This window comes from Pseudidiomarina aestuarii, assembly GCF_003987355.1.
GTDB lineage: Bacteria > Pseudomonadota > Gammaproteobacteria > Enterobacterales > Alteromonadaceae > Pseudidiomarina > Pseudidiomarina aestuarii.
In genome coordinates this window covers 1,205,484-1,229,391 of the sequence record NZ_PIPR01000001.1, presented here as the reverse complement: position 1 = coordinate 1,229,391, position 23,908 = coordinate 1,205,484, and the positions used below count along the sequence as shown (strand labels likewise).

The 23,908-nt window shown below is 41.9% G+C and carries 21 protein-coding genes; all 21 read left to right on the top strand.

Annotated elements, in window-relative coordinates; genetic code table 11:
- The first annotated feature begins 443 nt into the window (after positions 1-443).
- The 21 genes from CWE22_RS05585 to CWE22_RS05485 all read left to right on the top strand — a co-directional run bounded on the left by CWE22_RS05585 (position 444) and on the right by CWE22_RS05485 (position 23,905).
- Positions 444-1,874 carry a YjbF family lipoprotein gene (locus tag CWE22_RS05585; RefSeq protein WP_169930363.1) on the top strand — a complete coding sequence of 477 codons (1,431 nt, stop codon included), beginning with the start codon at positions 444-446 and terminating at the stop codon, positions 1,872-1,874.
- A gap of 188 nt (positions 1,875-2,062) precedes the next feature.
- Positions 2,063-4,210, top strand: coding sequence for a YjbH domain-containing protein (locus CWE22_RS05580; RefSeq protein WP_169930362.1), 2,148 nt, complete (start codon positions 2,063-2,065; stop codon positions 4,208-4,210).
- Between the two features lie 131 nt (positions 4,211-4,341).
- Positions 4,342-5,490 carry a polysaccharide export protein gene (locus tag CWE22_RS05575; RefSeq protein ID WP_169930361.1) on the top strand — a complete coding sequence of 383 codons (1,149 nt, stop codon included), beginning with the start codon at positions 4,342-4,344 and terminating at the stop codon, positions 5,488-5,490.
- Between the two features lie 123 nt (positions 5,491-5,613).
- A complete protein-coding gene (locus CWE22_RS05570) occupies positions 5,614-6,078 on the top strand; it encodes a low molecular weight protein-tyrosine-phosphatase (protein ID WP_169930360.1) in 465 nt (154 codons plus the stop codon).
- A gap of 27 nt (positions 6,079-6,105) precedes the next feature.
- Complete coding sequence (locus tag CWE22_RS05565; protein ID WP_169930359.1) at positions 6,106-8,313, top strand: polysaccharide biosynthesis tyrosine autokinase; 2,208 nt, start codon at positions 6,106-6,108, stop codon at positions 8,311-8,313.
- Between the two features lie 72 nt (positions 8,314-8,385).
- Positions 8,386-9,690 carry a nucleotide sugar dehydrogenase gene (locus tag CWE22_RS05560; RefSeq protein ID WP_169930358.1) on the top strand — a complete coding sequence of 435 codons (1,305 nt, stop codon included), beginning with the start codon at positions 8,386-8,388 and terminating at the stop codon, positions 9,688-9,690.
- A complete protein-coding gene (locus CWE22_RS05555; protein WP_169930357.1) occupies positions 9,690-10,643 on the top strand; it encodes a Gfo/Idh/MocA family oxidoreductase in 954 nt (317 codons plus the stop codon). The genes CWE22_RS05560 and CWE22_RS05555 overlap by 1 nt, the downstream gene beginning before the upstream one ends.
- Before the next feature lies 1 nt (position 10,644).
- Positions 10,645-11,232, top strand: coding sequence for a UDP-2-acetamido-3-amino-2,3-dideoxy-D-glucuronate N-acetyltransferase (gene wbpD, locus CWE22_RS05550; RefSeq protein ID WP_169930356.1), 588 nt, complete (start codon positions 10,645-10,647; stop codon positions 11,230-11,232).
- A gap of 5 nt (positions 11,233-11,237) precedes the next feature.
- Positions 11,238-12,335: a DegT/DnrJ/EryC1/StrS family aminotransferase gene (locus CWE22_RS05545; RefSeq protein ID WP_169930355.1), complete on the top strand. Its 1,098-nt coding sequence runs from the start codon at positions 11,238-11,240 to the stop codon at positions 12,333-12,335.
- A 162-nt stretch (positions 12,336-12,497) separates the two neighbouring features.
- Positions 12,498-13,571, top strand: a complete 1,074-nt coding sequence (locus tag CWE22_RS05540) for a hypothetical protein (RefSeq protein ID WP_169930354.1) — start codon at positions 12,498-12,500, stop codon at positions 13,569-13,571.
- A gap of 10 nt (positions 13,572-13,581) precedes the next feature.
- A complete protein-coding gene (gene hisH / locus CWE22_RS05535; RefSeq protein ID WP_169930353.1) occupies positions 13,582-14,196 on the top strand; it encodes an imidazole glycerol phosphate synthase subunit HisH in 615 nt (204 codons plus the stop codon).
- Positions 14,196-14,960 (top strand): AglZ/HisF2 family acetamidino modification protein, encoded by a 765-nt coding sequence (locus CWE22_RS05530; RefSeq protein ID WP_169930352.1) that lies wholly within the window; start codon positions 14,196-14,198, stop codon positions 14,958-14,960. Before hisH ends, CWE22_RS05530 begins: the two co-directional genes overlap by 1 nt.
- A gap of 5 nt (positions 14,961-14,965) precedes the next feature.
- On the top strand, positions 14,966-16,258 hold the full coding sequence (locus CWE22_RS05525) for an oligosaccharide flippase family protein (RefSeq protein ID WP_169930351.1): 1,293 nt from the start codon (positions 14,966-14,968) through the stop codon (positions 16,256-16,258).
- Positions 16,255-17,424 (top strand): N-acetyl sugar amidotransferase, encoded by a 1,170-nt coding sequence (locus CWE22_RS05520; RefSeq protein WP_211618617.1) that lies wholly within the window; start codon positions 16,255-16,257, stop codon positions 17,422-17,424. Before CWE22_RS05525 ends, CWE22_RS05520 begins: the two co-directional genes overlap by 4 nt.
- Positions 17,425-17,427: 3 nt before the next feature.
- Positions 17,428-18,603: a glycosyltransferase gene (locus tag CWE22_RS05515; protein ID WP_169930350.1), complete on the top strand. Its 1,176-nt coding sequence runs from the start codon at positions 17,428-17,430 to the stop codon at positions 18,601-18,603.
- A gap of 103 nt (positions 18,604-18,706) precedes the next feature.
- Positions 18,707-19,831 carry a glycosyltransferase gene (locus CWE22_RS05510; RefSeq protein ID WP_169930349.1) on the top strand — a complete coding sequence of 375 codons (1,125 nt, stop codon included), beginning with the start codon at positions 18,707-18,709 and terminating at the stop codon, positions 19,829-19,831.
- A 68-nt stretch (positions 19,832-19,899) separates the two neighbouring features.
- Entirely contained in the window at positions 19,900-20,532 is a 633-nt protein-coding gene (locus CWE22_RS05505; protein WP_169930348.1) for a PIG-L deacetylase family protein, read from the top strand.
- On the top strand, positions 20,517-21,389 hold the full coding sequence (locus tag CWE22_RS05500; protein WP_169930347.1) for a UDP-3-O-(3-hydroxymyristoyl)glucosamine N-acyltransferase: 873 nt from the start codon (positions 20,517-20,519) through the stop codon (positions 21,387-21,389). The genes CWE22_RS05505 and CWE22_RS05500 overlap by 16 nt, the downstream gene beginning before the upstream one ends.
- On the top strand, positions 21,386-22,606 hold the full coding sequence (locus CWE22_RS05495; RefSeq protein ID WP_169930346.1) for a glycosyltransferase family 4 protein: 1,221 nt from the start codon (positions 21,386-21,388) through the stop codon (positions 22,604-22,606). The genes CWE22_RS05500 and CWE22_RS05495 overlap by 4 nt, the downstream gene beginning before the upstream one ends.
- A gap of 24 nt (positions 22,607-22,630) precedes the next feature.
- The gene (locus CWE22_RS05490) at positions 22,631-23,179 is read left to right on the top strand and encodes a sugar transferase (protein WP_169930345.1); all 549 of its coding nucleotides are present in this window, start codon (positions 22,631-22,633) and stop codon (positions 23,177-23,179) included.
- A gap of 48 nt (positions 23,180-23,227) precedes the next feature.
- On the top strand, positions 23,228-23,905 hold the full coding sequence (locus CWE22_RS05485; protein ID WP_169930344.1) for a hypothetical protein: 678 nt from the start codon (positions 23,228-23,230) through the stop codon (positions 23,903-23,905).
- Positions 23,906-23,908 lie beyond the last annotated feature (3 nt).

Sequence of the window (23,908 nt, the reverse complement as noted above, 5' to 3'; positions counted from 1 at the left end):
CGCTTGAAACCGCGAAAATAAAGAGCAAAGACGTTAAATTACGGTTGTGTTCATGCGGCCGCTATGGTGAAATACAACCGTCAATTTAATAAAAATTAAACATCCGTTTGCTAACGTGTCGAGCGTAACCTCAACGAGATGTAACGACGCCAATAAAGGCAACAAGGAATTTGCCGCTTCTCAAGTTGTGTAGCTGCTCCATTCCTCGTGTCCCTTTACAGATATGCGACTGCATCCCCATGTTACTGACTATCCATCGTTCGCAATTGAACGGCAATTTGGGAGCGTAGGGCCCGTAACCTAGGGGCGGTAGCGTGCCTGATATCTGCTCAGATTTTTGTTATAGGCCATTTGTTATACCTATCACTATTGATTGTATGACCTATACACAGTAATAAATACAAAGACTTGCAGAACTTCACAATTGAGTATCGTGTCCAGTGATGAAATCTACTAATAAAAATAACTATATCGTCAGCTTTGTCCTGTCCTTTTTAGCACTGAGTGGGCTCTCGGCTTGTAGCAGCTTAGCGGAAGACACCTCTTCGGCTGCGCCCGCCAAGCAAGAACAAGAGCAAGATATCTCAGCGAACTCCACGCCAGCCGGAATCGACGGTATTGTCGATTACCTATTTGCAGATGAGCCGGAATTGCCGGTTAGAGAAGTACTGCAGCAATACCCAATGTCGACTGCGTATGTAACCGCTGGTGAGAATTCAACAGCAGTGATGGTTCTGGGGCCACGGAGCCGGTACGGTGATATCTGGTATGTGGGACCGCAAGCACTGGTATTTGCCCATGGTCGTGTGATTGCCTCGGGTGATGTCACACCGAGTGACCTCATCACAGTAACGAACCTTGAGGCAGACCCCTTACGATGTATGCAACAAGCCTCGCCGCAAACGTGTCCGCGGGAATGGCAGCGCAGTGTCGACGTTCGGCCATCGAAGGTTGTGAATTCAAACTATCAGCGCGGCGATGGAATTGTGAGTTATGAGGTGGCCAGCACCTTTTCTGTGCAAGGTGATACCGTGACGGAGAAAGGTACTGCAACCGGTGCACTTGGCAATGCCTATCCGTTTGAAAATAGCTTTACGCTAAGCGATGGCAGAGTGAGTCAGAGCCGTCAGTGGTTTAGTCCGCAGCTTGGTTACTTAGAGTACGACATCGTAAAAGCCCCAGATATGGCTGCACAAGTGCGGTATGAAGCACCGGCGTTTGCTTTTTCTGCACCAATGGGGAATCGCTTATCTTTATTGTTGGAGAATGCGATTGTGGCGCCACGTTTGAGTGTTGAGCACTACTGGCCGCTGCTGCGTATTCACAATGACAGTTTGCAGCAAAAATTCGAGGCGCGTAAGCAAGGCATGCTGGTGCGCCTACGCTTGTTGCGCGAATACTACAACGGTGAAGGGCAGACTGAATTGGCTGCCGCCACCCAAGAACTTGTCGAAGCCTTCCAGTCGTGGCCATTACGCGCCACCTATCAGCATGGCGTGCAGCCACCCCAAATGTTGATCGATTTTGCCGATAACCCCTATTTGAATCCAGCCGATGCCGGTGCTTCTGGCGAATATACCGTGAGCATTCCGCAACGTCCTGATGCTCATCGCATGGTGGGTTTGAGTGAAAGCAGCGCCGCAGCATTCTCTGTACCTGGTATTTACGATGTACAGCCTAATGGCAGTATCCAAGCGCACACCGCACTAGATCCGATGCTGCTACCGTTGCCTGGTCACGCGACCTTACGCCTGCAAAGTATTCCCGATACGCAGTTACCGCCAGGCTTTCGCGATATGAACTATCAGTTGGCGTTATTCCTACAGCACTGGGATTGGGCTGCTGATGCGGTTGCTGACGGAGGTGCGCAATAATGAAGCACCTTCAAAAATCCTGTCAAACGACACGTATAAGCGGACAAAATACGCAAAAAGAATGTCAATTGACAACAAATGCTCAAGAAGCGAACAGTAAGTGTCAAATGACATTTGAATTGAGTCAAAAAGCTCAAAAAGATAGTCATTTGAATATTAAAGGTCAAAAAATAAACAAAACCTGTCAAATGACAAGGCTTTCACGACAAATTGCTGCAATCTTGCTATTGGGCTTAGGCACAAATGCTGCCGCCGCTGCCGACGAGCAAGTGGAAGTAGAGGGATTTAACACCTATACCCAATCGGATTTTGGTGGGGTCGGTTTACTGCAAACCCCAACGGCACGGATGAACCCCGAAGGCCAGTTCGCGTTGGCTTACAGTGATACCAGTGAGTTCCGTCGGCTAAGTGTGAACTTGCAGTTGTTTGATTGGTTGGAAGCGACGGCGCGGTATACCGATGTGCGGTATCGTTTGTACAGCCTCGATCCAGAATTTAGTGGTGACCAAACCCTAAAAGATAAAGGTTTCGATTTTAAAATTCGGCTGCTGCAAGAAGGCCAATATATGCCCAACTTATCTCTCGGACTTCGGGACGTAGGTGGTACGGGGCAATCATCCAGTGAATTCCTAGTTGCCAACAAAGCGCTTTATACGCGTGACTATGGGCATTTTGACTTTTCACTCGGTGTTGCGACCGGTAATTTGGGAACGAGCGATAATTTCCCCAACCTGTTATGCGAAATCCGCGATAGTTTTTGTGAACGTGAGCGCGGCGCTTCGGGTACAGGTGGTCAGTTCGAAGTGGATCAATGGTTCCGTGGTCCTGCCGCATTATTCGGTGGGGTGCTCTGGCAAACCCCATATGACCCACTCAGCATTAAATTAGAATACGATTCCAATGATTACAGCCGGGAAACCGATGGCTTGCGCACCCCAGGCTACGAAGATTTCGAGTTCGTGCAAGACTCGCCATGGAATATCGGTGCCGAGTATCGCTATAACGAATACGTTACGCTGCGAGCTGCTTACGAGCGTGGCAATACCTTCAGCTTTGGCATGGAGTTCAGCTACAACTTAGCGACGACCACGCAGGGTAAGTTCGAAACGCCAAAACGTCCACCAAGCTACAACCAGCCCCAGCAAATCAGCCAAGTTGAATTTGAGCGTATGAGTGCAGAGTTGCTCAACGAAGCCGGTTATCGCGTGCAGAAAATCTATCAACCGAATGATGCCATTGTAACCGTGGTCGCGGAGCAAGAGCGCTTCCGTGACACTGAACAAGCCGCTGATCGCGCCGCTCGTATTATGGCGACTCATTTGCCTAACAGCGTGCAACGTTTTGAAATTAGTGAAATTCGCAATGACTTCCGTATTGAGCAGGTCAACGTGAATGCTGATTATTTCCGGACCGCCTGGCGCGAAGAACGTTTTTATACTGATGAGCTCGATGCCATTACAGTAGGGGAAGTACGTCCAGATCGTGAGCAGGACAACCTGCTTTATCAAGGCGATCTACGTCATGGGTTGAATTGGTCGGTGTTGCCGGCGTTGTCGCAGTCATTCGGTGGTGCAGAGACCTTCTTTATCTACCAAGTGTCGATAGCCGGAAATGCAAATTATCGGTTTAATAATAACTGGGTGATTGACGGCACCATGAACGTCGACATCGTCAATAACTACGACAAATTCAACTTCTTACTCGATGACCTCGGCTCACCATTGCCACGCGTCAGAACTCGTGCTCGTGAATACTCAATCAACAATGATGTGTGGCTAAATGACTTGCAGGTTACCTATACCGAGCAAATGGCGCGTGATTGGTATGCCAGCGCTTACGGCGGCTACCTTGAGCGGATGTTCGGTGGTGTCGGCGGTGAATTGCTGTATCGACCACTGGATAGCACTTGGGCACTGGGCTTTGACGTGAACTATGTGAAACAGCGTGACCCGTTCTCGTCACTCGGTTTTGATGACTACGATGTGGTTACAGGCCACGCGACACTTTATTGGCAGTTGCCCTATTTGAAAGACTCGATGCTGCAACTCAAAGCCGGTCGCTTCTTGGCCGGTGATGATGGCGTGAACATCGATTTCTCGCACCGCTTCGAGTCAGGCATTATAGCCGGTGCTTATGCCGCATTTACCAACGTATCGGCTGAAGATTTCGGCGAGGGTAGTTTCAATAAAGGCGTATATTTACGCATACCCTTTGACCTATTCTTCTTAACCAATACGCGTGAGTTCGGCAGCATAGGTTGGCAGCCGATTACTCGTGACGGCGGCCAGCTCCTGCGCCGCAAAACACAGCTCTATGACATGACCTCACCACGGTGAGGACGGCTACTGACTACTAGTTATTAGTTATTAGCAAAACAACAAAGCATAAAAATACAATCCGAACTAGAAAAAAGCGTCGCGAGTAACTAGTAACCAATAGCTAGTAGCGGCTCAGAAAAGGAACGACCATGAACATCAAGACATCTCTCTTATTGTCCACTGTAGCGTTAACACTCAGCGCGTGTAGCATGGCCCCCGGCGGGCATATTCCTGACCAGAGCAGCGGTGCTTTGTTTGGCGAAGACTCGCGAACGCAGCAAAACCAAGAGTTTAGCGAGGCAGAGCTGAGTAAGTTAGTAAACACTTACTCAATATCGCCGATGCTGATTGCCGAGCTGAATGCCATGCAGCCGTCACCCAAAACCAACAGTGCGTTAGAAGCTGCGCGAAACGGCTATGACTATCGTATTGGGCGTGGTGATATCCTCAATATCACGGTATGGAATCACCCTGAGTTAACCATTCCAGCCGGCTCGATGCGTAGCGCACAGGAAGCTGGTAACTGGGTACACAATGACGGGACTATCTTCTATCCCTATATCGGCCGCGTCGATGTGGAAGGCAAGAAGGTCACTGAAGTACGTGACACCATTGCCAAACGCTTGGCTGAGTATATCGAAAGCCCGCAAGTTGATGTGACCGTTGCCGCATTTCGTAGTCAGCGTGTTTATGTAACCGGTGAAGTCATGGAGCCCGGTGTTCTGCCGGTGACAAACGTGCCGATGACTCTCATTGAAGCCGTAAATATGGCTGGTGGCGCGAACCCTGAAGCGGATTTGTCCAATGTGACACTGACGCGGGGCGACCAAGAAGTGTCGTACAACCTGAGCGAATTGTATCAAAATGGTAACACCGGCCAGAACGTCATTCTGCAGAAGAACGATGTGCTGCATATTCCACGCAATGACGCGAATAAAGTATTCGTGCTGGGTGAAGTGCGTCAACCAAAGAGCTACATGATGGGTCGCAGCGGCATGACTCTAGCCGAAGCCTTAGCAGATGCTGGCGGTATGTTCGAATCCACAGCCGACGCCTCAGGCATCTTCGTAATCCGCCAAGCCGACCCAGACTCCGGCCGTATTGCGGATGTGTATCAACTGAATGCCAAAAACGCGATTGCACTGGTTCTTGCTGAACAATTCGTCATGGAACCCCGTGACGTCGTATACGTCACGGCAGCACCAGTCGCCCGTTGGAACCGCGTCATCAGCCAGCTACTGCCGTCAATCACCGGTCTATACAGCCTAGGCCGCTTCCAAGACGACGTACGTAACTAATCAAAGAGCGACAATAGCTACTGGTTACTCGTTACTAGAAAAGGCGGTTTTGCTAATATCTAGTAACTAGTAGCCACTAGCGCTCTCATCTACCCAAGTAGCAATAGGCCAAAACAGTCCACCATGTTTAATAGAATTCTAGTCGTCTGCCTCGGCAACATCTGCCGCTCACCCACCGGTGAATTCGCATTGAAGCAATTGCTCCCGAGCAAAACTATTGCTTCAGCTGGGCTGCACGCTATGAAGCATCGATCTGCCGACGGACAGGATGGCAAAGGCTGGGACATGGATGCCACCGCACGTGCGGTAGCTGAGCAGAATGGTTTGGCATGCCCAACCCATGAAGCGCAGCAGCTCACGCGTGAGTTGATTGGGCATTATGATTTGATTTTGGTGATGGAAAACGAACAGCGTAATCATATTGCCAAGCGCTATCCCGAAGCGCATGCCAAAACCATGCTGCTGGGTCAATGGTTACAACCCGGTGGCAAAGATATTCCCGACCCGTATAAAAAAAGCGATGAGGTGTACCAACACGTGTACCAACTTATCGATCAGGCCTGCCAAGCGTGGGCGCAAAAGCTTTAAACATTTTAATGAGTAGGTAGTTCACACATGCAACAGAACCAAACCCAACCCACGGCACCCGCACAGTCACAGCGTAGCGATGACGATGAAATTGATTTAGCGCGCTTGCTAGGGCTACTGATAGACCATCGTTGGTTTATCATCATCACCACAGCCGTGTTTATGGTAATCGGTGTCGCCTATGCGTTATTGGCGACACCTATTTATCAGGCCGATGCGTTGTTGCAGGTCGAAAAGAAATCCAGCGGTTTACCCGCCATTGGTGAAATGTCCGAACTCTTCGCTACTGAAAGCGAAGCCGCCACTGAAATCGAGATTATGAAATCGCGGATGGTAGTCGGTGCCGTTGTCGACCAACTGAAACTCACCAACGTGGTGGAACCGGATTACCTACCAATAATCGGCAACTACCTAGCACGCCGCAGCGGCGAAAAAGATGCTGTACAAGTCGAAATGTTGCAAGTACCGCCTAACCAAGTGGGCAAGGAGCTGCATTTAGAATTTGTGGATAACAACTTCGCGCTATACAACGATGATGGCGACCGTGTATTGGACGGTGTAGTGGGTACGCCAGCCGAGAGCGGTGAGTGGATGTTGCATGTCTCTGCGGTTCAAAATCCGAATACCGACCATTTTAAAGTTAGTAAGACAAGTCATTTAGGAGCAGTAAATTACTGGCAATCAAAGTTGAAGGTATCTGAAAGAGGCAAACAAACGGGAATTCTCAATGCTACTTTGCAGGATTCTGATAGTTCCCTTGCAGTTCAAGTGCTAGATGCGATCTCAAACGAATATATGTTGCAGAATATAAGACGAAATGCTGCAGAAGCAGAGAACAGTTTAGAATTTTTACAAAAACAAATACCAACAATTAAAGATAACTTAAATGACGCTGAAGAACAGCTCAATAAGTATCGTTTGCAGAGCCAATCAGTAGATCTAAGTATTGAAACACAAGGTCTGTTAGACCAAGTAATTGAGATTGAAAGGCGAATTAACGAGCTATCTTTGAAAGAGGCGGAGATTAGTCGACTGTATACAAAGAGCCACCCAACCTATCAAGCATTACTGGAGCAAAAGCAGAATTTAGAGTCAGACTTAAACAAACTTACAGATCAAGTTCAGTTGCTTCCTGAAACACAACAACAAGTGTTGCGTCTAGCTCGCGATGTTGAAGTCAATCAAGAAATTTATTTAGCATTATTGAATAGAATGCAAGAATTGAATGTACTCAAGGCGGGAACCGTTGGGAATGTGAGAATCTTGGATCAAGCGGCGCCAAGTCCTAGAGTTGTATCTCCAAAACGAAATTTAGTAGTTGTCTTAGCAGTTCTTTTGGGTGGAATATCCTCGATTGGCTATATATTTGTATTTGCAGCTTTGAATAGAGGTATAGAACGCGCGGAGCAGCTTGAAGATGAGGGCATCAATGTCTACGCCTCGGTGCCGTTGTCAGAAGTTCAAGAGCAAATGAACGAGAAGTTAACACGACTAGCGCGCCGAAGTCGCGGTGAGTCACTTAAAGCTCCACTCTTAGCCAAAGATGATCCGACAGATTTAGCTATCGAAGCATTACGTGGACTGCGCACCAGTCTGCATTTCGCAATGCTCGAAGCACGCAATAACGTCATTATGATATCAGGCCCAAGTCCTGGCGTGGGTAAGTCATTTGTCACCGCAAACTTAGCTGCTGTATTAGCGCAGAGCGGTCAGAAGGTATTGATGATAGATGGTGATATTCGTCGTGGTTATCTGCATAACATGATGAATTCCAAAAATGATTATGGTCTGTCAGACTTGCTGGCCGCGCGTGACCAAGGCAACACGAAAATCGGTATTGCCAACTATCAGGACATTATTGTTTCGTCGCCTATTGAAAACATGCAGTTTATGCCTCGTGGTACTGCTGCGCCAAATCCATCCGAGCTCCTTATGCATCCGCGAATGACGGAACTACTGGAAGCAGCATCAAATGATTTTGATTATGTGCTTATCGATACACCGCCAGTACTTGCCGTGACGGATGCTTCAATTGTAGGCCGTTATGCAGGCACGACCTTACTTGTGGCTCGCTTCGGCATGACACCGACCAAGGAAATGGTTCAAACCGTGAAACGCTTCAATCAGAACGGCGTAGAAGTGAAGGGCGTCATTCTCAATAGCGTTGAGAGAAAAGCGAGCGCCTATTACGGTTATGGTTACGGTTACCACTATGGTTATTCATATAAAAGCTAATTGCCATTGACGAATACGCCTTGGCACTCACTCGCGTCTTAATTTCATTTTTTATTTCAATGGATAGAAGTAATGCTTAACGAACTGATTCAGAAGCTTAAAGATAGAACCGCAATTATCGGAATAGCCGGTTTAGGATATGTGGGTCAACCCTTGTTACTCCGCTATACAGATATCGGATATAAGGTAATCGGTTTTGATATCGATGAAGGAAAAGTTAACGACCTAAATAATGGGTATAGCCAAATCGAGCATATTTCTGATGATCGTATGAAAAATGCGGTATCAAAAGGCTTTGAGGCAACGTTCGATTTTTCAAGAGCTAGCGAATGCGATGCTCTGATTCTCTGTGTTCCTACTCCGTTAAGTAAGCACCGTGAGCCAGACATGTCCTTTGTTGTTAATACGACAGACATGTTGAAAAAGTACTTTCGTGAAGGGCAAGTGGTTTCACTTGAAAGTACGACTTATCCTGGAACTACAGAGGAAATTCTTTTACCTCGTCTTGAAGAGGGCGGGCTAAAAGTCGGTGAGAATATTTATCTTGTCTATTCGCCAGAGCGAGAAGACCCAGGTAATCCAAATTTCGAAACACGTACGATTCCAAAAGTTGTAGGTGGGCAAACTAAAGCGTGTAAAGAAGTTGGTATCGCACTCTATGAACAAGCTATCGATCAAATCGTGCCAGTAAGTTCGACCAAAGCTGCTGAGCTAACCAAGTTGTTAGAAAATATCCATCGAGCTGTGAACATTGGCCTAGTCAATGAAATGAAGGTTGTAGCTGACCGTATGGGTATCGATATTTTTGAAGTTATTGATGCTGCTAAAACAAAACCTTTTGGCTTTACGGCCTATTATCCTGGTCCTGGGCTGGGTGGTCATTGTATTCCAATCGACCCTTTCTACTTAACCTGGAAAGCTCGTGAGTATGGCTTGCACACACGTTTTATAGAATTATCAGGTGAAGTGAATCGTGCGATGCCTGAGTACGTTGTCTCCAAGCTGATGGATGGCCTTAATGATACGAATAAGTCATTAAGAGGCAGTAAGGTACTAGTGCTTGGTATTGCCTATAAAAAGAACGTTGATGATATGCGCGAGTCACCATCGGTTGAGATTATGGAACTGATTCAGGCAAAGGGAGCTGAGGTTGCTTATAGCGATCCGCACGTTCCTAAATTCCCTAAAATGCGAGAACATTCCTTTAATCTTTCCAGCGTGTCCTTAACTCCAGAGGCATTGGCTTCTTTTGACGCTGTTGTACTTGCGACCGATCACGATAAATTTGATTACGATGCTATCTATGAGCACGCCAAGTTGATAATCGATTCTCGCGGTAAATACCGTCATGTGAATAGTAAAGTGGTGAAAGCATAATGAAGAATTTCGCATTGATTGGAGCTGCTGGTTACATTGCTCCACGCCACATGAAGGCAATTAATGAAACGCGTAATAAGCTTAGCGTAGCTTATGACATCAACGACTCCGTCGGGATTATTGATAGCATCTCCCCCGATAGCGATTTTTTCACCAATTTTGAGCAGTTTTATGAGCATGCTTGGAAGCTGAATCGCGATGAGAATTCGAAGCTTGATTATGTTTCGATTTGCACGCCTAATCATATGCACGCATCGCAGATTGCTGCTGCGCTCCGTCTCGGCTGTGACGTAATTTGTGAGAAGCCACTAGTACCAACCTCAGCAGACTTGGATGAACTCGCTTTGGTTGAGAGAGAAACGGGTAAGCGAGTATTTAACATACTTCAGCTTCGTCATCACCAAGCTATTTTAGATTTAAAAGAAAAAGTTGCTCGCGCAACTTCGGAAAGAAAGCATGAAGTTGAGCTGACTTATATTACTTCGCGAGGCAAGTGGTATATGGAGAGCTGGAAAGGCGATCCAAGAAAGTCATTCGGTGTTGCAACAAATATTGGTGTGCACTTTTTCGATATGCTGCACTTTATTTTTGGCAAGCTACACCGCAACGTGTTGCACTTTGCTAACGATATGAAAGCGAGTGGGTATCTTGAGTATGAACGAGCTCGTGTTCGATGGTTTTTATCGATAGATGCTAGAGATTTACCTGAATCGGTTTCCGGTAAACAATCCACGTTCCGCACGATCACCTGCGATGGTGAAGAACTTGAGTTCTCAGGCGGCTTCACTGATCTGCATACGGTCAGTTATGAAGAGATTTTAGCCGGGCGAGGCTATGGCATTGAGGACGCCCGTCACTGTGTGGAGACCGTTGAGTCTATCCGTGTTCAGAAGCCTCAGGTTGCAGCCCCCAATGAAGCCCATCCTCATCTACAAAACTTATTGGTGGATTAACATGAGCTACTACAAACACGAATCGGCGATTGTCGATGAAGGAGCTGAAATCGGTGAAGGCAGCCGAGTTTGGCATTTCGTGCACGTCTGTAGTGGCGCAAAAATCGGTAAAGGCGTTTCACTTGGGCAGAACGTATTTGTAGGCAACAAGGTTGTTATCGGTGACAACTGCAAAGTTCAAAACAACGTGTCAGTCTACGACAATGTATACCTTGAAGAAGGCGTATTCTGTGGCCCAAGTATGGTGTTCACGAATGTCTATAATCCACGCTCTTTAATCGAACGAAAAGATCAATATTTAGATACTCATGTTAAGAAGGGCGCAACTTTAGGTGCAAACTGCACCATTGTTTGCGGAGTGACTATTGGTGAATATTCATTTGTTGGTGCGGGCGCGGTCGTCAACCGCGACGTGCCGGCTTACGCATTAATGCTTGGCGTTCCCGCTAAACAACGTGGTTGGATGAGTGAATTTGGTGAGCAGTTAGACCTACCTGTTAGTGGCGAAGGCGAAGCAGTCTGTGAACACACCGGTGTTCGATATATTTTGAACGGTAATCAACTTACAAAACTAGTCGCAGGATCATAACCTTTATGATGCAGTTTATAGATTTGGCAGCACAACAAGCTCGAATTAAAGACAAGATTGACGCGGCCATAGCCAGGGTCCTAGCTCATGGACAATATATATTGGGACCCGAAGTCGACGAGTTAGAAGAAAAGCTCGCGGCTTATACTGGAGCCAAACATTGCATTACTGTAGCAAACGGCACTGATGCACTTCAAATTGCGCAAATGGCATTGGGTATAGGACCCGGGGATGAAGTCATTACACCAGGATTCACCTACATCGCCACTGCAGAGACGGTCGCACTGTTGGGTGCTAAGCCCGTTTACGTTGATATTGATCCAAAGACATATAATCTCGATCCAAATTTGCTTGAAGCAGCGATAACGCCGAGAACCAAAGCAATTATTCCAGTTAGTCTTTATGGGCAATGTGCTGATTTTGACGCTATAAATGCAATTGCAGCTAAATATAATATTCCTGTTATTGAAGATGCCGCTCAAAGTTTCGGCGCAACCTATAAAGGGCGTAAGTCATGCAACTTGAGCACAATTGCTTGCACCAGTTTCTTCCCAAGTAAGCCGTTAGGTTGCTACGGAGATGGTGGAGCAATATTCACAAATGATAGTGAATTAGAAACTATAATGCGGCAAATTGCACGTCATGGTCAATCTCATCGCTATCACCATATTCGTGTTGGTGTTAACAGTCGCCTCGACACTATACAGGCCGCAGTTTTAATTCAAAAGTTAGAAGTATTCGACGATGAACTTCTAAAACGAGATATCTTAGCGAACGTATACATCGATCTATTAAATGATTATTCCCATTCCATTCAATTACCTTTTATAACTTCATACAATAACAGTTCATGGGCGCAATTTTCCATTAGGATAAAGAATAGAGATTCTATCCGTAAATGCTTATTAGAGAAGGGAGTCCCTACAGTGGTCCACTATCCAACGCCACTAAATAAGCAACCAGCGGTAGCACAGAGTGGGATAAGTCTCGACGTGGGAGATAAAGTTGCTAATGATATTTTAAGTTTACCAATTAGTCCGTATCTCAAGACAAAAGATCAACTTAAAGTAATTTCAGAAATACAAGGTATAATTCCAAATTAGATGTACGATTTAACTAAATTTAAGAGCTATAAAATATCTACATATTCTCTTCTAGGGATAATATTTCTTAGCATATTAGTTCTCCAGATTAGTCGGAGTATATATATTGATATATATTCAATTGTGGGGACACGGTTAGACTTGTTGGGATACTTGTTAAGTATGATGATTGGTCTTATGTTGTTTTTTTGGGGGATAAAAAAGAACATAGTACGATTGTTTCCAGTTGTACTTTTTTTAATATTTATTATTTTATTAGCATTAAATGTAGAGACCAAATCAGAATATTCATTTAAGTCAATTTTATTTTCTAGGTTTGGATTGTTGACATGGTTTCTATATGGGATATTCACTGCTATTTCTATTGCGGCGATCAAGTCAAAATTTGCATCTCGCCCGGGAAGTATAACTAGAACAATTCCAACTCTTATTCTGATATTAACGTTGCCAGTTGCTTGGTTAACATATACTTATTTAGATGAAAGAGTTTTCACAATTTCTTACCAAGCCGTATCTAATAGCGCTACCATACTAATATTATTACTGATATTCACGTTTTCATCACTTATAAACCTCGAATCCAAAGATAGATTTCTAAATCTTTCAATATACTTTTTCTTGTTGATTTGTACGTGTTTTGTTTATGCGATCTCTTTGATGCAATCTACAAGTATAATCGCATTTTGGCTAGTAGCTCTACCTTTAACATTAGCTACATTGATTTTGAATAAAATAAGTATAAGTAGATTGTTGTCTTTTTTTATTTTTATTCTGCTTGTACTTTTTTTGACCGTGAATTTATTTCTAGATGGTCTATTAAGCGATACGAGATTTTCATCATTAGCTGAGGGCGATTGGGTATTAAGTTCTGTTCAAACCAGATATGAATTACTGCAGAGTTTTTCGTCACAATTTAATGTGGCACCAATTCTCGGTAATTATTCAGCTGAGATAATAGCTGGAAGTGGTGAAGGGAAGTTCATGCACAGTCTTCCACTTTCACTGTTAACACATACGGGTTTGATAGGGTTTGGGTTGTTTTTTGTTATGTTATTTTCAGTTGTAAAATCTGAATACAGCGCTATAGAGTCAAATGGCGATAGCCGAGAAACAGTGATCGGTTTTAGGATGCTTTTATTAATCCTATTTTTATCAACGTCATACACCTTTTTCACATGGATACCATTATGGTTCATGTTAGGTTTCTCATCAATAAAGAAGAACAAGTTTAGTTAAGGCATAAAAATTGATTACAATAATTGACTACGGATTGGGTAATCTGGGCTCTATAAAAAACATGATTACAAAGTTAGGGTTCGAGGCAGAGATATCTTCAAGTAAAAAGGTAATCGAAAAGTCAAAGAAGATTATATTACCAGGTGTCGGCTCTTTCGATACTGGTATGTCCCATTTAATTGAATACGATCTTGTAGATATCCTCAATCATAAAGCCCGAGCAGAAAGGATTCCAATACTCGGTATATGTTTGGGTGCCCAGTTAATGACGAATTCAAGTGAAGAAGGATGTCTATCTGGTTTAGGTTGGTTTGAAGCAGAAACTGTCAAGTTTGATTTATCGTCAATCGAAGGAAAGTGGCACCTACCAAATATAGGTTGGCGAGACGTAAACATATGTAAGGACGTTGATATTTTCGAGGGATTAGGTAGCAATTCCAGATTTTATTTCGTACATAGTTACCATATGTCTACTTTAGATAGTTCTATTATCGCAATGAGATCGACATATGGTCGAGAATTTATTTGTGCTTTGGCTAAAGATAATCTCTATTGCGTACAATTTCATCCGGAAAAAAGTCATAAATTTGGACTGTCTTTGTTTAAAAGATTTGCGGAGTTGTAATGATGAGACATAGAATTATTCCAACCCTGCTCTTGAATAATGGCGGCTTGTATAAAACAAGAAAGTTCAAAGACCCTATATATATTGGTGATCCTGTTAATACCCTTAAAATATTCAATACTAAAGAAGTTGACGAGATTGTTTTACTAGATATCGGTCTGTCACGTACTAAAAAACAACCAAATTTAGATCTATTATCAAATTTAGCTAGCGAGTGTTTTATGCCTTTGAGTTATGGTGGAGGTATAGATAATATCGCTATTGTTAAAGATATATTATCGATTGGCATTGAAAAGGTAATTATTAATTCGGCGGCGTATAGACAGCCGGAGCTTATAACTAACCTATCAGATAAATTCGGTTCATCAACGATTGTCGGTTCGATAGATGTAAGAACAAGTATCTTTGGTGGAAAGCGAGTTTACATAGATGGTGGTACAAGGAAAATTCCTTATTCGCCTGTTGATTGGGCTATTGAACTTGAACGAAGAGGAGTAGGTGAAATTCTAATAAACTCTATTGATAAGGATGGAATGCAATCCGGCTATGATAGTGAATTGATAGCTCAGGTATCGAAGTCAGTATCAGTTCCTGTAATAGCATCAGGTGGTGCGGGTTCTATGAAAGACATACATGATGTAGTAAAGCTATCAGGAGCATCCGCTGCAGCAGCAGGCTCAATCTTTGTTTTTCAAGGTAAACATCGAGCCGTATTAATCAAATACCCTACTGAAGAAGAATCTGAACGTATTTGGGGTCAATAGTTAGTATGATAAAAAGGCAGTTTCTAAGATTGATATCACCCTTAAAGTCTGCTATCGAGAAAAAACATAGAAACTTTGTTGCTTCATCGGCCTTAATTCAATTATTACCGTTGATTACTGCGCCAATCATAGCCCGATTATATTCGCCCTATGACTTTGGTATCTATGCAGTTTATTATGCGATAGCGATTATAATTTCTTCAATATCAACATTAGCTTTTCATAATGCTATTCTAACGGAAAAAAGACATTCATCAATAAAGATTGCTACATTAATAAGTTTAATGTTTTCGTTAATAATTAACTCTGTATTTTTTTTATCAGTTATATTAATAGAAGATTCCTATTTAAGCATTCTTTTAGGCGATGGTATTATCCCATACGTAGGAATACTACCAATCACAACATTCCTAGCATCTAGCTATCTTATATTATACACGTTAGCCATTCGTTGTGAATATTACTCTTTGTTGGGTAGTAATAAAATAATTCTTGGTATATCAACAATGAGCCTTCAAATTTTAATAGGCATTATTGGATTTGGAGCGGCCGGATTTATAGCAGCCAACATAATTGGCTATTCTATAGCTATATTCCTAATGTTAAGAGTTTCTTTTAACATCTTATTTGAAGCTTCTGTTTTTCCTAAATGGTCTCAAACGATATTTGTTCTTATAAAAAATAGGAAATTGGTCTATTATACAATGCCCTCTAACTTGATAAATACGCTTACAACACAAGTTCCTGAGTTAATGATCAACAAGCTTTTTGGTGCTGAAGCCGTTGGTCAATATTCTTTAGCTAATAGAATGATAAATATGCCACTTAGTTTTATATCTAGCTCCGTTCAAGATATATTTAGGCAAAAGTCCAGCAGGGAAACGCAAGATACTGGCAATTGTTCATCAACATTCGACTCATTTCTCCTATTGATGATATGCTTATCGGTATTATTGGTGATACCTCTGGTTATCGTTATGCCATATATATTTCCGATCATTTTCGGTAATAAATGGCAAGAATCTGGTTTACTAATTCAGGCTATGAGCTTCCTGATAGTTACACGTTTTATTTCATCCCCCTTAAGTTATGTTTGGATAGTAAAGCGAAAAGAGGCACATGATCTTCTTTGGCAAACCGGATTATTTGCAATCTCTATTATTTCATTTGTTATAACGGCCTATTCTGAACTAGTAGATAAATTATATTTTACTCTGTTTCTATATAGCTGCTTGTCCAGTCTATGGTATATTTTTTGTATCACCGTTTCCTTTAGGTTTTCAAGGCAAAGATCATGATGTATTACGATAATCCGTACTCGAATTTATTACATAAACGACCACATCAGGAATGTGTCGAATGTGTAATGGATACTTCAGACCCAGACATTAAATTTGACCAGAATGGAGTTTGCAATCACTGTATTAAATACAAAGAATATACTATGTCAATAGGAGATTACAGTGAACGAAGACGTAAGTTAGATGCTCTAGTTGAACGCCTTAAAGCAAAGGGAAGAGGAAGAGATTACGATTGTATTATGGGGCTGAGTGGTGGTGTTGATAGTTCCTATTTGGCTTGGTATGCAGTAAAAAAGCTCGGCCTTAGACCTTTAGTGGTTCACGTTGATACTGGCTGGAATTCAGAACTCGCAGTCAATAATATTCAAAATATAGTACAAAAATTAGATCTGGATTTGCATACATTAGTTATAGATTGGCCAGAGATTAAAGATTTACAAAGGGCCTACTTTTTATCAGGAGTAGCCAATCTTGATGTTCCACAGGATCATGCTTTTATAGCATCATTGTATAATGAAGCAAAAAAATATGGAATTAGTGATATTCTGAACGGTGGGAATATGCAAACAGAGTCTATTCTTCCCTCCGCTTGGGGATATGATGCAAGTGATCCTACAAGTTTAATAGGTATCCACAAACGGTTTGGAAAGCTTAAGAGGCTTAAAAGATATCCGATTCATTCTACGTTTTCTAAGTTTATATATTATCCGTTTATTGCGAAGATGAGAACACACCGTCCGTTGGAATTGATTGAATATAATAAACAAGAAGCCAAGAATATTTTGGTATCAGAGATGGGGTGGAGAGATTATGGTGGTAAGCACTATGAATCTGTGTTTACTAAGTTTTTCCAGGCTCATTACTTGCCTTATAAATTTGGATATGACAAGCGTAAGGCACATCTATCTAGTTTAATTGTGTCGGGTCAAATTTCGAGGGAAGAAGCAGTTAAGGAACTCTTAGAGCCGTTGTATTCAGAGGTTGAACTTAGAGAAGATCGTCAGTTTTTTATGAAAAAACTAGATATTGATTCAGATACATATGAAAGAATCATGTCCTCAGAGCCAGTTTCCTTTAGTCAATATCCAAATAATGTAAAGTTATATAGTTATATGCGAAAGTATTTAGGTATATTCTCGTCTATATATAAAAGATTCAAGTGATTTATGAAAAAATATTCGGTAAATGTTCATATTTTTTTATCAGATTTGACGAATGAATCTAGATTGATTAAAGAAACTAAGTTTACATTGAGTAACGGCATATTTGATAGCGTTGAGGTGATAGGACTTTGGAACTCCGAGCTTCAAGTCAATGAAACAAACAAGTTTGGTTTAAAGATATCTCGAGTACAAACAAGTGTGCGAATTTTACTAGCAAGGGGGAAGCTTAAAAATAGAAGCTGGTTACGGAAAATATTAGCTATAGTCGGACTGCTACAATATGCAAAATTTTGTTTCTTTAAATTACGCGGTATTAATAGAGAATCAATATCTCATATAAGTGTTCATAACTTGTCGCTTCTTCCTTTAGCTTACCTATTATCAGCAGTTTTTAAAGCAAAATTGGTTTATCTTCCACATGAACTGGAGACACAGCGAACCGGATTAAAAGGGTTTTCAAAGCTCTTGTCTAAATTAATTGAAGTTATTTTTATCAGAACTGCTTCTGGTGTAGTCGTTGTATGCGACCCGATTAAAAGTTGGTATCAAAATCGATATAGTTTAGAGAATGTTTACGTTATAAGGAACGTTCCTGAAGCGGCTCCTTTAAATGATTACTTTGAATTAAAAGTTAATCTTAAACAGAAATTTATGAAGAACCATCAAAATATTCTGTATATATATCAAGGTTTGATAGAGGAAAGTCGTGGTGCGGGATTCCTTGTTGAGCAATTTAGAAGGAGTACATGTGATCTAGTATTTATGGGTTATGGTAGTTATTGTGAAGAAATCATTAATTTGAACTTAGAAAACATTCATTATCAACCAGCGGTTCCTGTAGATGATATTGTAGACGTTACTAGAAGTGCCGATGTTGGATTGTTTGTCATAAAAGGCGAACTTTCCTTAAGTTATAGATGGTGCTTGCCAAACAAGTTTTTTGAATATCTGCATGCTGGTTTGCCTGTTGTTGTTAGCGATAATCTAGAGTATTTGTCGACGATTGTTAGGGAAAATAATTTAGGATGGGTAGTTGAGGCGGATAATCTTTTGGATTTAATTCGTACGATAGATAATGATGAAATTGAAAAAATTAAGAAAAATGTTGAACAATACGCCTCCAATGCCTATTGGGAACGTGATGCAGTAGCATACCATAAAGTATATTCTGACAATTAATTGAGAATATTTTATGGCTGATTAAGATAAATTTTGATGTGTATTATTTTAATCATATCTTCTTGTCGGTTATTATTCTACTATATATGAATCGAGGTTTTAGATGCCAAGTGTTACCCATTTGACTTCAGCGCATCCACGATATGATACTCGAATATTTCATAAACAATGCAAATCATTATCAAGAAGTGATTTTCTAGTCTCATTGGTTGTTGCTGATGGTGCTGGAAATGAAGTTTGTGATGGAATTATTATTTATGATGTAGGCCGAGAGACTAGCAGAATTAAGAGGGTCGTATTAACTTCAAGATTGATTTTTAAGAAAGCCGTTGAGATGGATTCAGATATTTACCATATCCATGATCCAGAATTGATTCCTGTCGCTTTGAGGCTCAAAAAACTCGGCAAGATAGTCATATTCGATTCACATGAAGACGTGCCGAAACAAATACTTAGTAAATATTATTTGCATAGGTATGTACGAAGAATTCTATCCTATTTATTTTCGAAATATGAAAGCCGATTTTCACCTAGGTTAGATCTTATTGTTGCAGCGACCCCTTCAATTGGTCATAAATTTCAGAAGCTCGGTGCAAATTCGGTAGTTATTAATAATTTTCCGATTATTGACGAGTTTTTGGTTAACGATTTAACGTGCCGAGATAAAATTGGGAATCAAATCGTTTATATAGGCGGGCTTGAAAAGGTACGAGGCATTCAGGAGATGGTTCTCGCACTCAGCTTTACCTCGTCTCCTATTCGATTGAAACTAGCGGGTAGATTTTCGGATCCAGTATTTGAGAAATTTGTTAAAACTATCGATAGTTGGTCCAGTGTTGACTTTGTTGGTTGGCTAGATAGAAAAGGAATAGAATCAATCCTTCGCCAATCAGTTGTCGGTTTAGTTACTCTTCATCCGAGAGCCAATTATGTAGAATCACTTCCGGTTAAGATGTTTGAATACATGGCAGCTGGAATACCTGTAGTTGCTTCCAATTTTCCTTATTGGGCGCAAATCATAAATGAAGAAAAATGTGGGATTTGTGTGGATCCATTGGACCCAGTTCAGATAGCAAATGCAATTGATTCATTAATTGAATCTCCAGGTACCTCAAGAAAGATGGGGGAGAATGGAAAGCAGGCGATTAAAGAAAAGTATAATTGGGGTATTGAAGAAGGTAAGTTGTTGGAATCATATACATTATTAGATAGGAAAAGGTATTATTAGTTTTACTGGTGTAATAGTAAAAGTTCTCTGATTCTATTGAGGTTAAGTAGACATATAAGTGAGAGACGATGTTATTTAGAAATGTTCTAGTGTTGGCGCCGCATACAGATGACGGCGAACTTGGTGCTGGCGGGTTCATATCGAAGTTAATTGAGATGGGCGCGAATGTCACTTATGTTGCTTTTTCAACTGCGGAAGCTTCGGTACCTAAACATTTGCCACGGGATATTCTGAAAACAGAAGTAAAGGCAGCAACTACCAATCTTGGAATACCATTAGAGAACCTGATCATTTTCGATTACGAAGTAAGGAAGCTTAGTTATGTTCGACAAGAAATATTGGAAGAGTTAATTTCTATTAGAAAGAATAGCAATTTTGATTTAGTGTTAATTCCGTCTTTGAAAGATATTCATCAAGATCATTCCACTATTGCTCAAGAGGGACTCAGAGCATTTAAGAATACATCAATTCTCGGGTATGAACTAATCTGGAATAATTTGTCGTTTGACACTACTTGTTTTATCAAACTGGAGCGTCGCCATATTGTATCTAAGATTCAAGCGTTAAGTTGTTACAGGTCTCAAAGAGAACGAGAATATATGGACGAAGATTTTATCTTTGCTCTTGCAAAGGTTCGAGGTGTACAGATCGGTACCGAGTATGCGGAAAGCTTTGAGGTGGTCAGATGGGTTATAAGTTGAATGGTATTATCGAGTTATCAAAGCTAGCTTCAAACTTAGAGCTAGAGTTTCATGGTTTAGATATTTCAATTAATGGGGTTAGCCCAGCAGACTCGGTGTCATTAAATGAATTAGCCTTTGCAAAGGATTCTTTAGCCAACAAAGTTGGTATCGCATGCATCGTGAGCTGCGCTGAAGAGAACCTTGAGGTAAATTCCTGTGGATACATTTTAAGTAAAAATCCACGGCTTGATTTCATCAGGGCACTGATATATCTCAACGAAAATATTGGATTTTCTACGTGGAGTGATATGCCAATAATTCATCCTACTGCACATATTGGTAAAAATGTCGTTTTCGAAGCAGGTTGCGTAGTTGGTGAACATACAGTTATCGAACACAATGTAGTATTACATTCTGGGACACGTATCGGCGCTAATTGCCTTATTCGCTCGTGTTCGTCTATAGGTGGAGATGGATTTGGCTTCGAGCGAGATTCTACAAATATTCCGTTGAAGTTTCCTCATTTAGGAGGTGTTCTAATCGGCAATAATGTCGAGATTGGTTCTTGTACTGCAATTGCTCGAGGAACACTTGGCGATACGATTATCGAAGATAATGTAAAGGTAGATAATTTAGTACATATTGCTCATAACTGTGTGGTTAAGAAGGGAGCCTTTATTATAGCTTGTGCCGAGTTGAGCGGGGGCGTTACAGTCGGAGAGAATGCGTGGGTTGCCCCAAATAGCTGCACGCATCAGAAAATCTCAATTGGCGCAGGCGCTTTAGTCGGACTTGGAGCAGTCGTTACCAAAGATGTTGATGATTTTTCTGTATACGCTGGTAACCCTGCTAAAAAGCTTAGGGATTTGAAATGAATAAACCGGAAGTTTGGTTTATAAATCATTATGCTTCAACTCCGAGTTGTGGTTTTGGTGGCAGAACATATTATTTTGCTAAAGAACTTTCAAAACGAGGCTATCAAGTTAAGCTGATCATATGTAATCCACATCATCTATTGAGAGATGCAATACCTCAAAATTCTTCTATAGAGGAAAGGTTAATTGACGATGTTAACGTTGTATTCTTGAAAGGAATACAATATCAATCAGCACATAGTCTGTTTAGAATTATTAATTGGTTTGTCTTTTCGGTTCGACTTAGACTTTTACACAAGCGATACAGAGACACACCTCCAAATTTTATCTTTTGCTCTTCCCCATCGTTGATTTCGTTTGAGGGAGCGTATTATCTGAGTAAAAAATTTAAATCGAGACTTATTTTTGATGTTCGTGATATATGGCCAATGACACTTATCGAACTAGGTGGAAAAAGTCCTAAAAATCCTCTCATAAGAGTTATGTCGTTAATTGAGAGGAGAGCATATTTGAAATCGGATTATATTACATCAAACCTAAAGAACTTCGATTTGCATTTAGGTGAACTGCAAATTGATAAATCAAAGTTCAGATGGATTCCAAATGGATTTGATAGATCAGAGTTGTATAAAGATATAAGCAGTTCTGAGAGAGAAAGTGGTCACAAGAACTTTGTGGTTGGATACACAGGTACTTTCGGCTTAGCAAATGCTATAGATTTAATGCTCGAAGCTGCTCTGTTACTGAAAAACCACAAAGATATTATGTTTAAGTTGGTAGGAGAAGGGCGTGAACTACCTGCTATGCAGAGCTTTTGTAAGCTACATAACCTTACTAATGTTGAGTTTTTAGACTTTGTACCTAAAAATAAAATTCATGAAACATTGAGAGATTTTGATGTATTGATGGTCGGAGCAATGAAGTCTTCGTTATATAAGTATGGAGTATCTCCAAATAAGCTTTTTGATTATTTTGCTGCAGGTAAGCCAATAATTTACTACATTGATTCGCCTAATTTTAATCCGATTAAAGATGCCGATTGCGGAATCGAGGTCTCCTCATCAGATTGTGAAGAACTATCGGAGGCTATTTTACAAATCAAGAATATGCCTATTGATGAAAGAACTAAAATGGGGCTTCGGGGGCGTGAGTATGCGAATAAAAATTTTGATTATTCGATTCTTACAGACAAAGTAGAAGCATTAATTTACGACTGATATAGCTAAATTTGGAGTTGTTACTTGCTGCGTATATATGACTTGTGTTTTGCATTTATTGGTTTGCTTGTTAGCAGTCCACTTTTAATGATAATTTTCTTTATTGGAATTCTTGACACCGGTTCACCGCTTTTTCGACAAGAGCGAGTAGGACGCAATGGAAAGCTTTTTACATTGGTAAAGTTTCGGACGATGAGTCTCGATACGGCGTCAGTAGCAAGTCACCTCGCTAACACATCTTCAATTACACCTTTCGGACGTTTCCTGCGCCGCACAAAACTTGATGAACTCCCCCAACTTTGGAACGTGCTAAAAGGTGAGATGAGTTTGGTAGGGCCCCGCCCGTGCTTATTTAACCAAGAAGAACTGATAGACGAGCGCCGTTCGCGTGGAGTGCTAGATGCGCGGCCAGGCATCACTGGATTAGCCCAGGTAAACGACATTGATATGTCTACCCCAGTTCTACTCGCCGAGACCGACGCCCGCATGCTCGCCACTATGTCCCTCAGCAACTACTTCCGCTACATTTTCATGACTGTCCTCGGCCGCGGCCAAGGCGACCGCGTACGCTAGCATTGCATTATAGTTTGGACAGAGACTTACAGTAACCAAGAAAAATAGATGAAAGATACATCGCCAAAACCAGAATCTAAACCAACACCAACACCACCTTTCATAGTCGACTTTTGGGAGACGGTGTTTCGTTGGTTAGGCAAAATTTCTTTGTTTACCTTGGTGCGGAAGGTATTTAAGAGCACGCATGGCAGCGGTCGCTTTGTCGATGCTTGGGCGCTGAGTCATGTGTTTTTGTCGATTGCATCGGTGCCCTTGGTACTTTACGTCCCATCGGTGTGGGTGGGCGGTATTATTGCGGGTTATGCGTTTTTGCGAGTGTTCGAAGTGGTCGTGTATCAGATGAACGTCTTGCTCTTCGACGAATATCGCGCCAAACGAGCTGGCAAGTCCTATGCGCTGCATGGTTACCGACGGATGATTCTGCTCCTCATTCAAAACTACTTCGAAATTATCTTTTGGTTTGCGGCGCAATATGCCTTCTTCAGCCAAATCTTCGACTTTACCGTACCCGGCTCCAACGAGAGCGTGCTTGGCGCGGTGTATACCAGCTTTGTGGTCATGACCAGCTTCGGCTTCTACAACGTCACCCCGCTGAGCGTCCTCGCTTACACCATCGTCATCGCCCAAGCCGTCATCGGCCTCTTCATGACACTCCTCAGCCTAGCCCGCTTTATCGGCCTCATTCCCAACCCCGAAACCATGGACCAAACCGAGAAGCCGTAACTA

Excerpts from the sequence above, each read along its gene's own strand:
- CWE22_RS05585 (WP_169930363.1), top strand. The coding sequence starts at position 444 with ATGAAATCTACTAATAAAAATAACTATATCGTCAGCTTTGTCCTGTCC.
- CWE22_RS05580 (WP_169930362.1), top strand. The coding sequence starts at position 2,063 with ATGACAAGGCTTTCACGACAAATTGCTGCAATCTTGCTATTGGGCTTA.
- CWE22_RS05575 (WP_169930361.1), top strand. The coding sequence starts at position 4,342 with ATGAACATCAAGACATCTCTCTTATTGTCCACTGTAGCGTTAACACTC.
- CWE22_RS05570 (WP_169930360.1), top strand. The coding sequence starts at position 5,614 with ATGTTTAATAGAATTCTAGTCGTCTGCCTCGGCAACATCTGCCGCTCA.
- CWE22_RS05565 (WP_169930359.1), top strand. The coding sequence starts at position 6,106 with ATGCAACAGAACCAAACCCAACCCACGGCACCCGCACAGTCACAGCGT.
- CWE22_RS05560 (WP_169930358.1), top strand. The coding sequence starts at position 8,386 with ATGCTTAACGAACTGATTCAGAAGCTTAAAGATAGAACCGCAATTATC.
- CWE22_RS05555 (WP_169930357.1), top strand. The coding sequence starts at position 9,690 with ATGAAGAATTTCGCATTGATTGGAGCTGCTGGTTACATTGCTCCACGC.
- wbpD (WP_169930356.1), top strand. The coding sequence starts at position 10,645 with ATGAGCTACTACAAACACGAATCGGCGATTGTCGATGAAGGAGCTGAA.
- CWE22_RS05545 (WP_169930355.1), top strand. The coding sequence starts at position 11,238 with ATGATGCAGTTTATAGATTTGGCAGCACAACAAGCTCGAATTAAAGAC.
- CWE22_RS05540 (WP_169930354.1), top strand. The coding sequence starts at position 12,498 with ATGATGATTGGTCTTATGTTGTTTTTTTGGGGGATAAAAAAGAACATA.
- CWE22_RS05530 (WP_169930352.1), top strand. The coding sequence starts at position 14,196 with ATGATGAGACATAGAATTATTCCAACCCTGCTCTTGAATAATGGCGGC.
- CWE22_RS05525 (WP_169930351.1), top strand. The coding sequence starts at position 14,966 with ATGATAAAAAGGCAGTTTCTAAGATTGATATCACCCTTAAAGTCTGCT.
- CWE22_RS05520 (WP_211618617.1), top strand. The coding sequence starts at position 16,255 with ATGATGTATTACGATAATCCGTACTCGAATTTATTACATAAACGACCA.
- CWE22_RS05515 (WP_169930350.1), top strand. The coding sequence starts at position 17,428 with ATGAAAAAATATTCGGTAAATGTTCATATTTTTTTATCAGATTTGACG.
- CWE22_RS05510 (WP_169930349.1), top strand. The coding sequence starts at position 18,707 with ATGCCAAGTGTTACCCATTTGACTTCAGCGCATCCACGATATGATACT.
- CWE22_RS05505 (WP_169930348.1), top strand. The coding sequence starts at position 19,900 with ATGTTATTTAGAAATGTTCTAGTGTTGGCGCCGCATACAGATGACGGC.
- CWE22_RS05500 (WP_169930347.1), top strand. The coding sequence starts at position 20,517 with ATGGGTTATAAGTTGAATGGTATTATCGAGTTATCAAAGCTAGCTTCA.
- CWE22_RS05495 (WP_169930346.1), top strand. The coding sequence starts at position 21,386 with ATGAATAAACCGGAAGTTTGGTTTATAAATCATTATGCTTCAACTCCG.
- CWE22_RS05485 (WP_169930344.1), top strand. The coding sequence starts at position 23,228 with ATGAAAGATACATCGCCAAAACCAGAATCTAAACCAACACCAACACCA.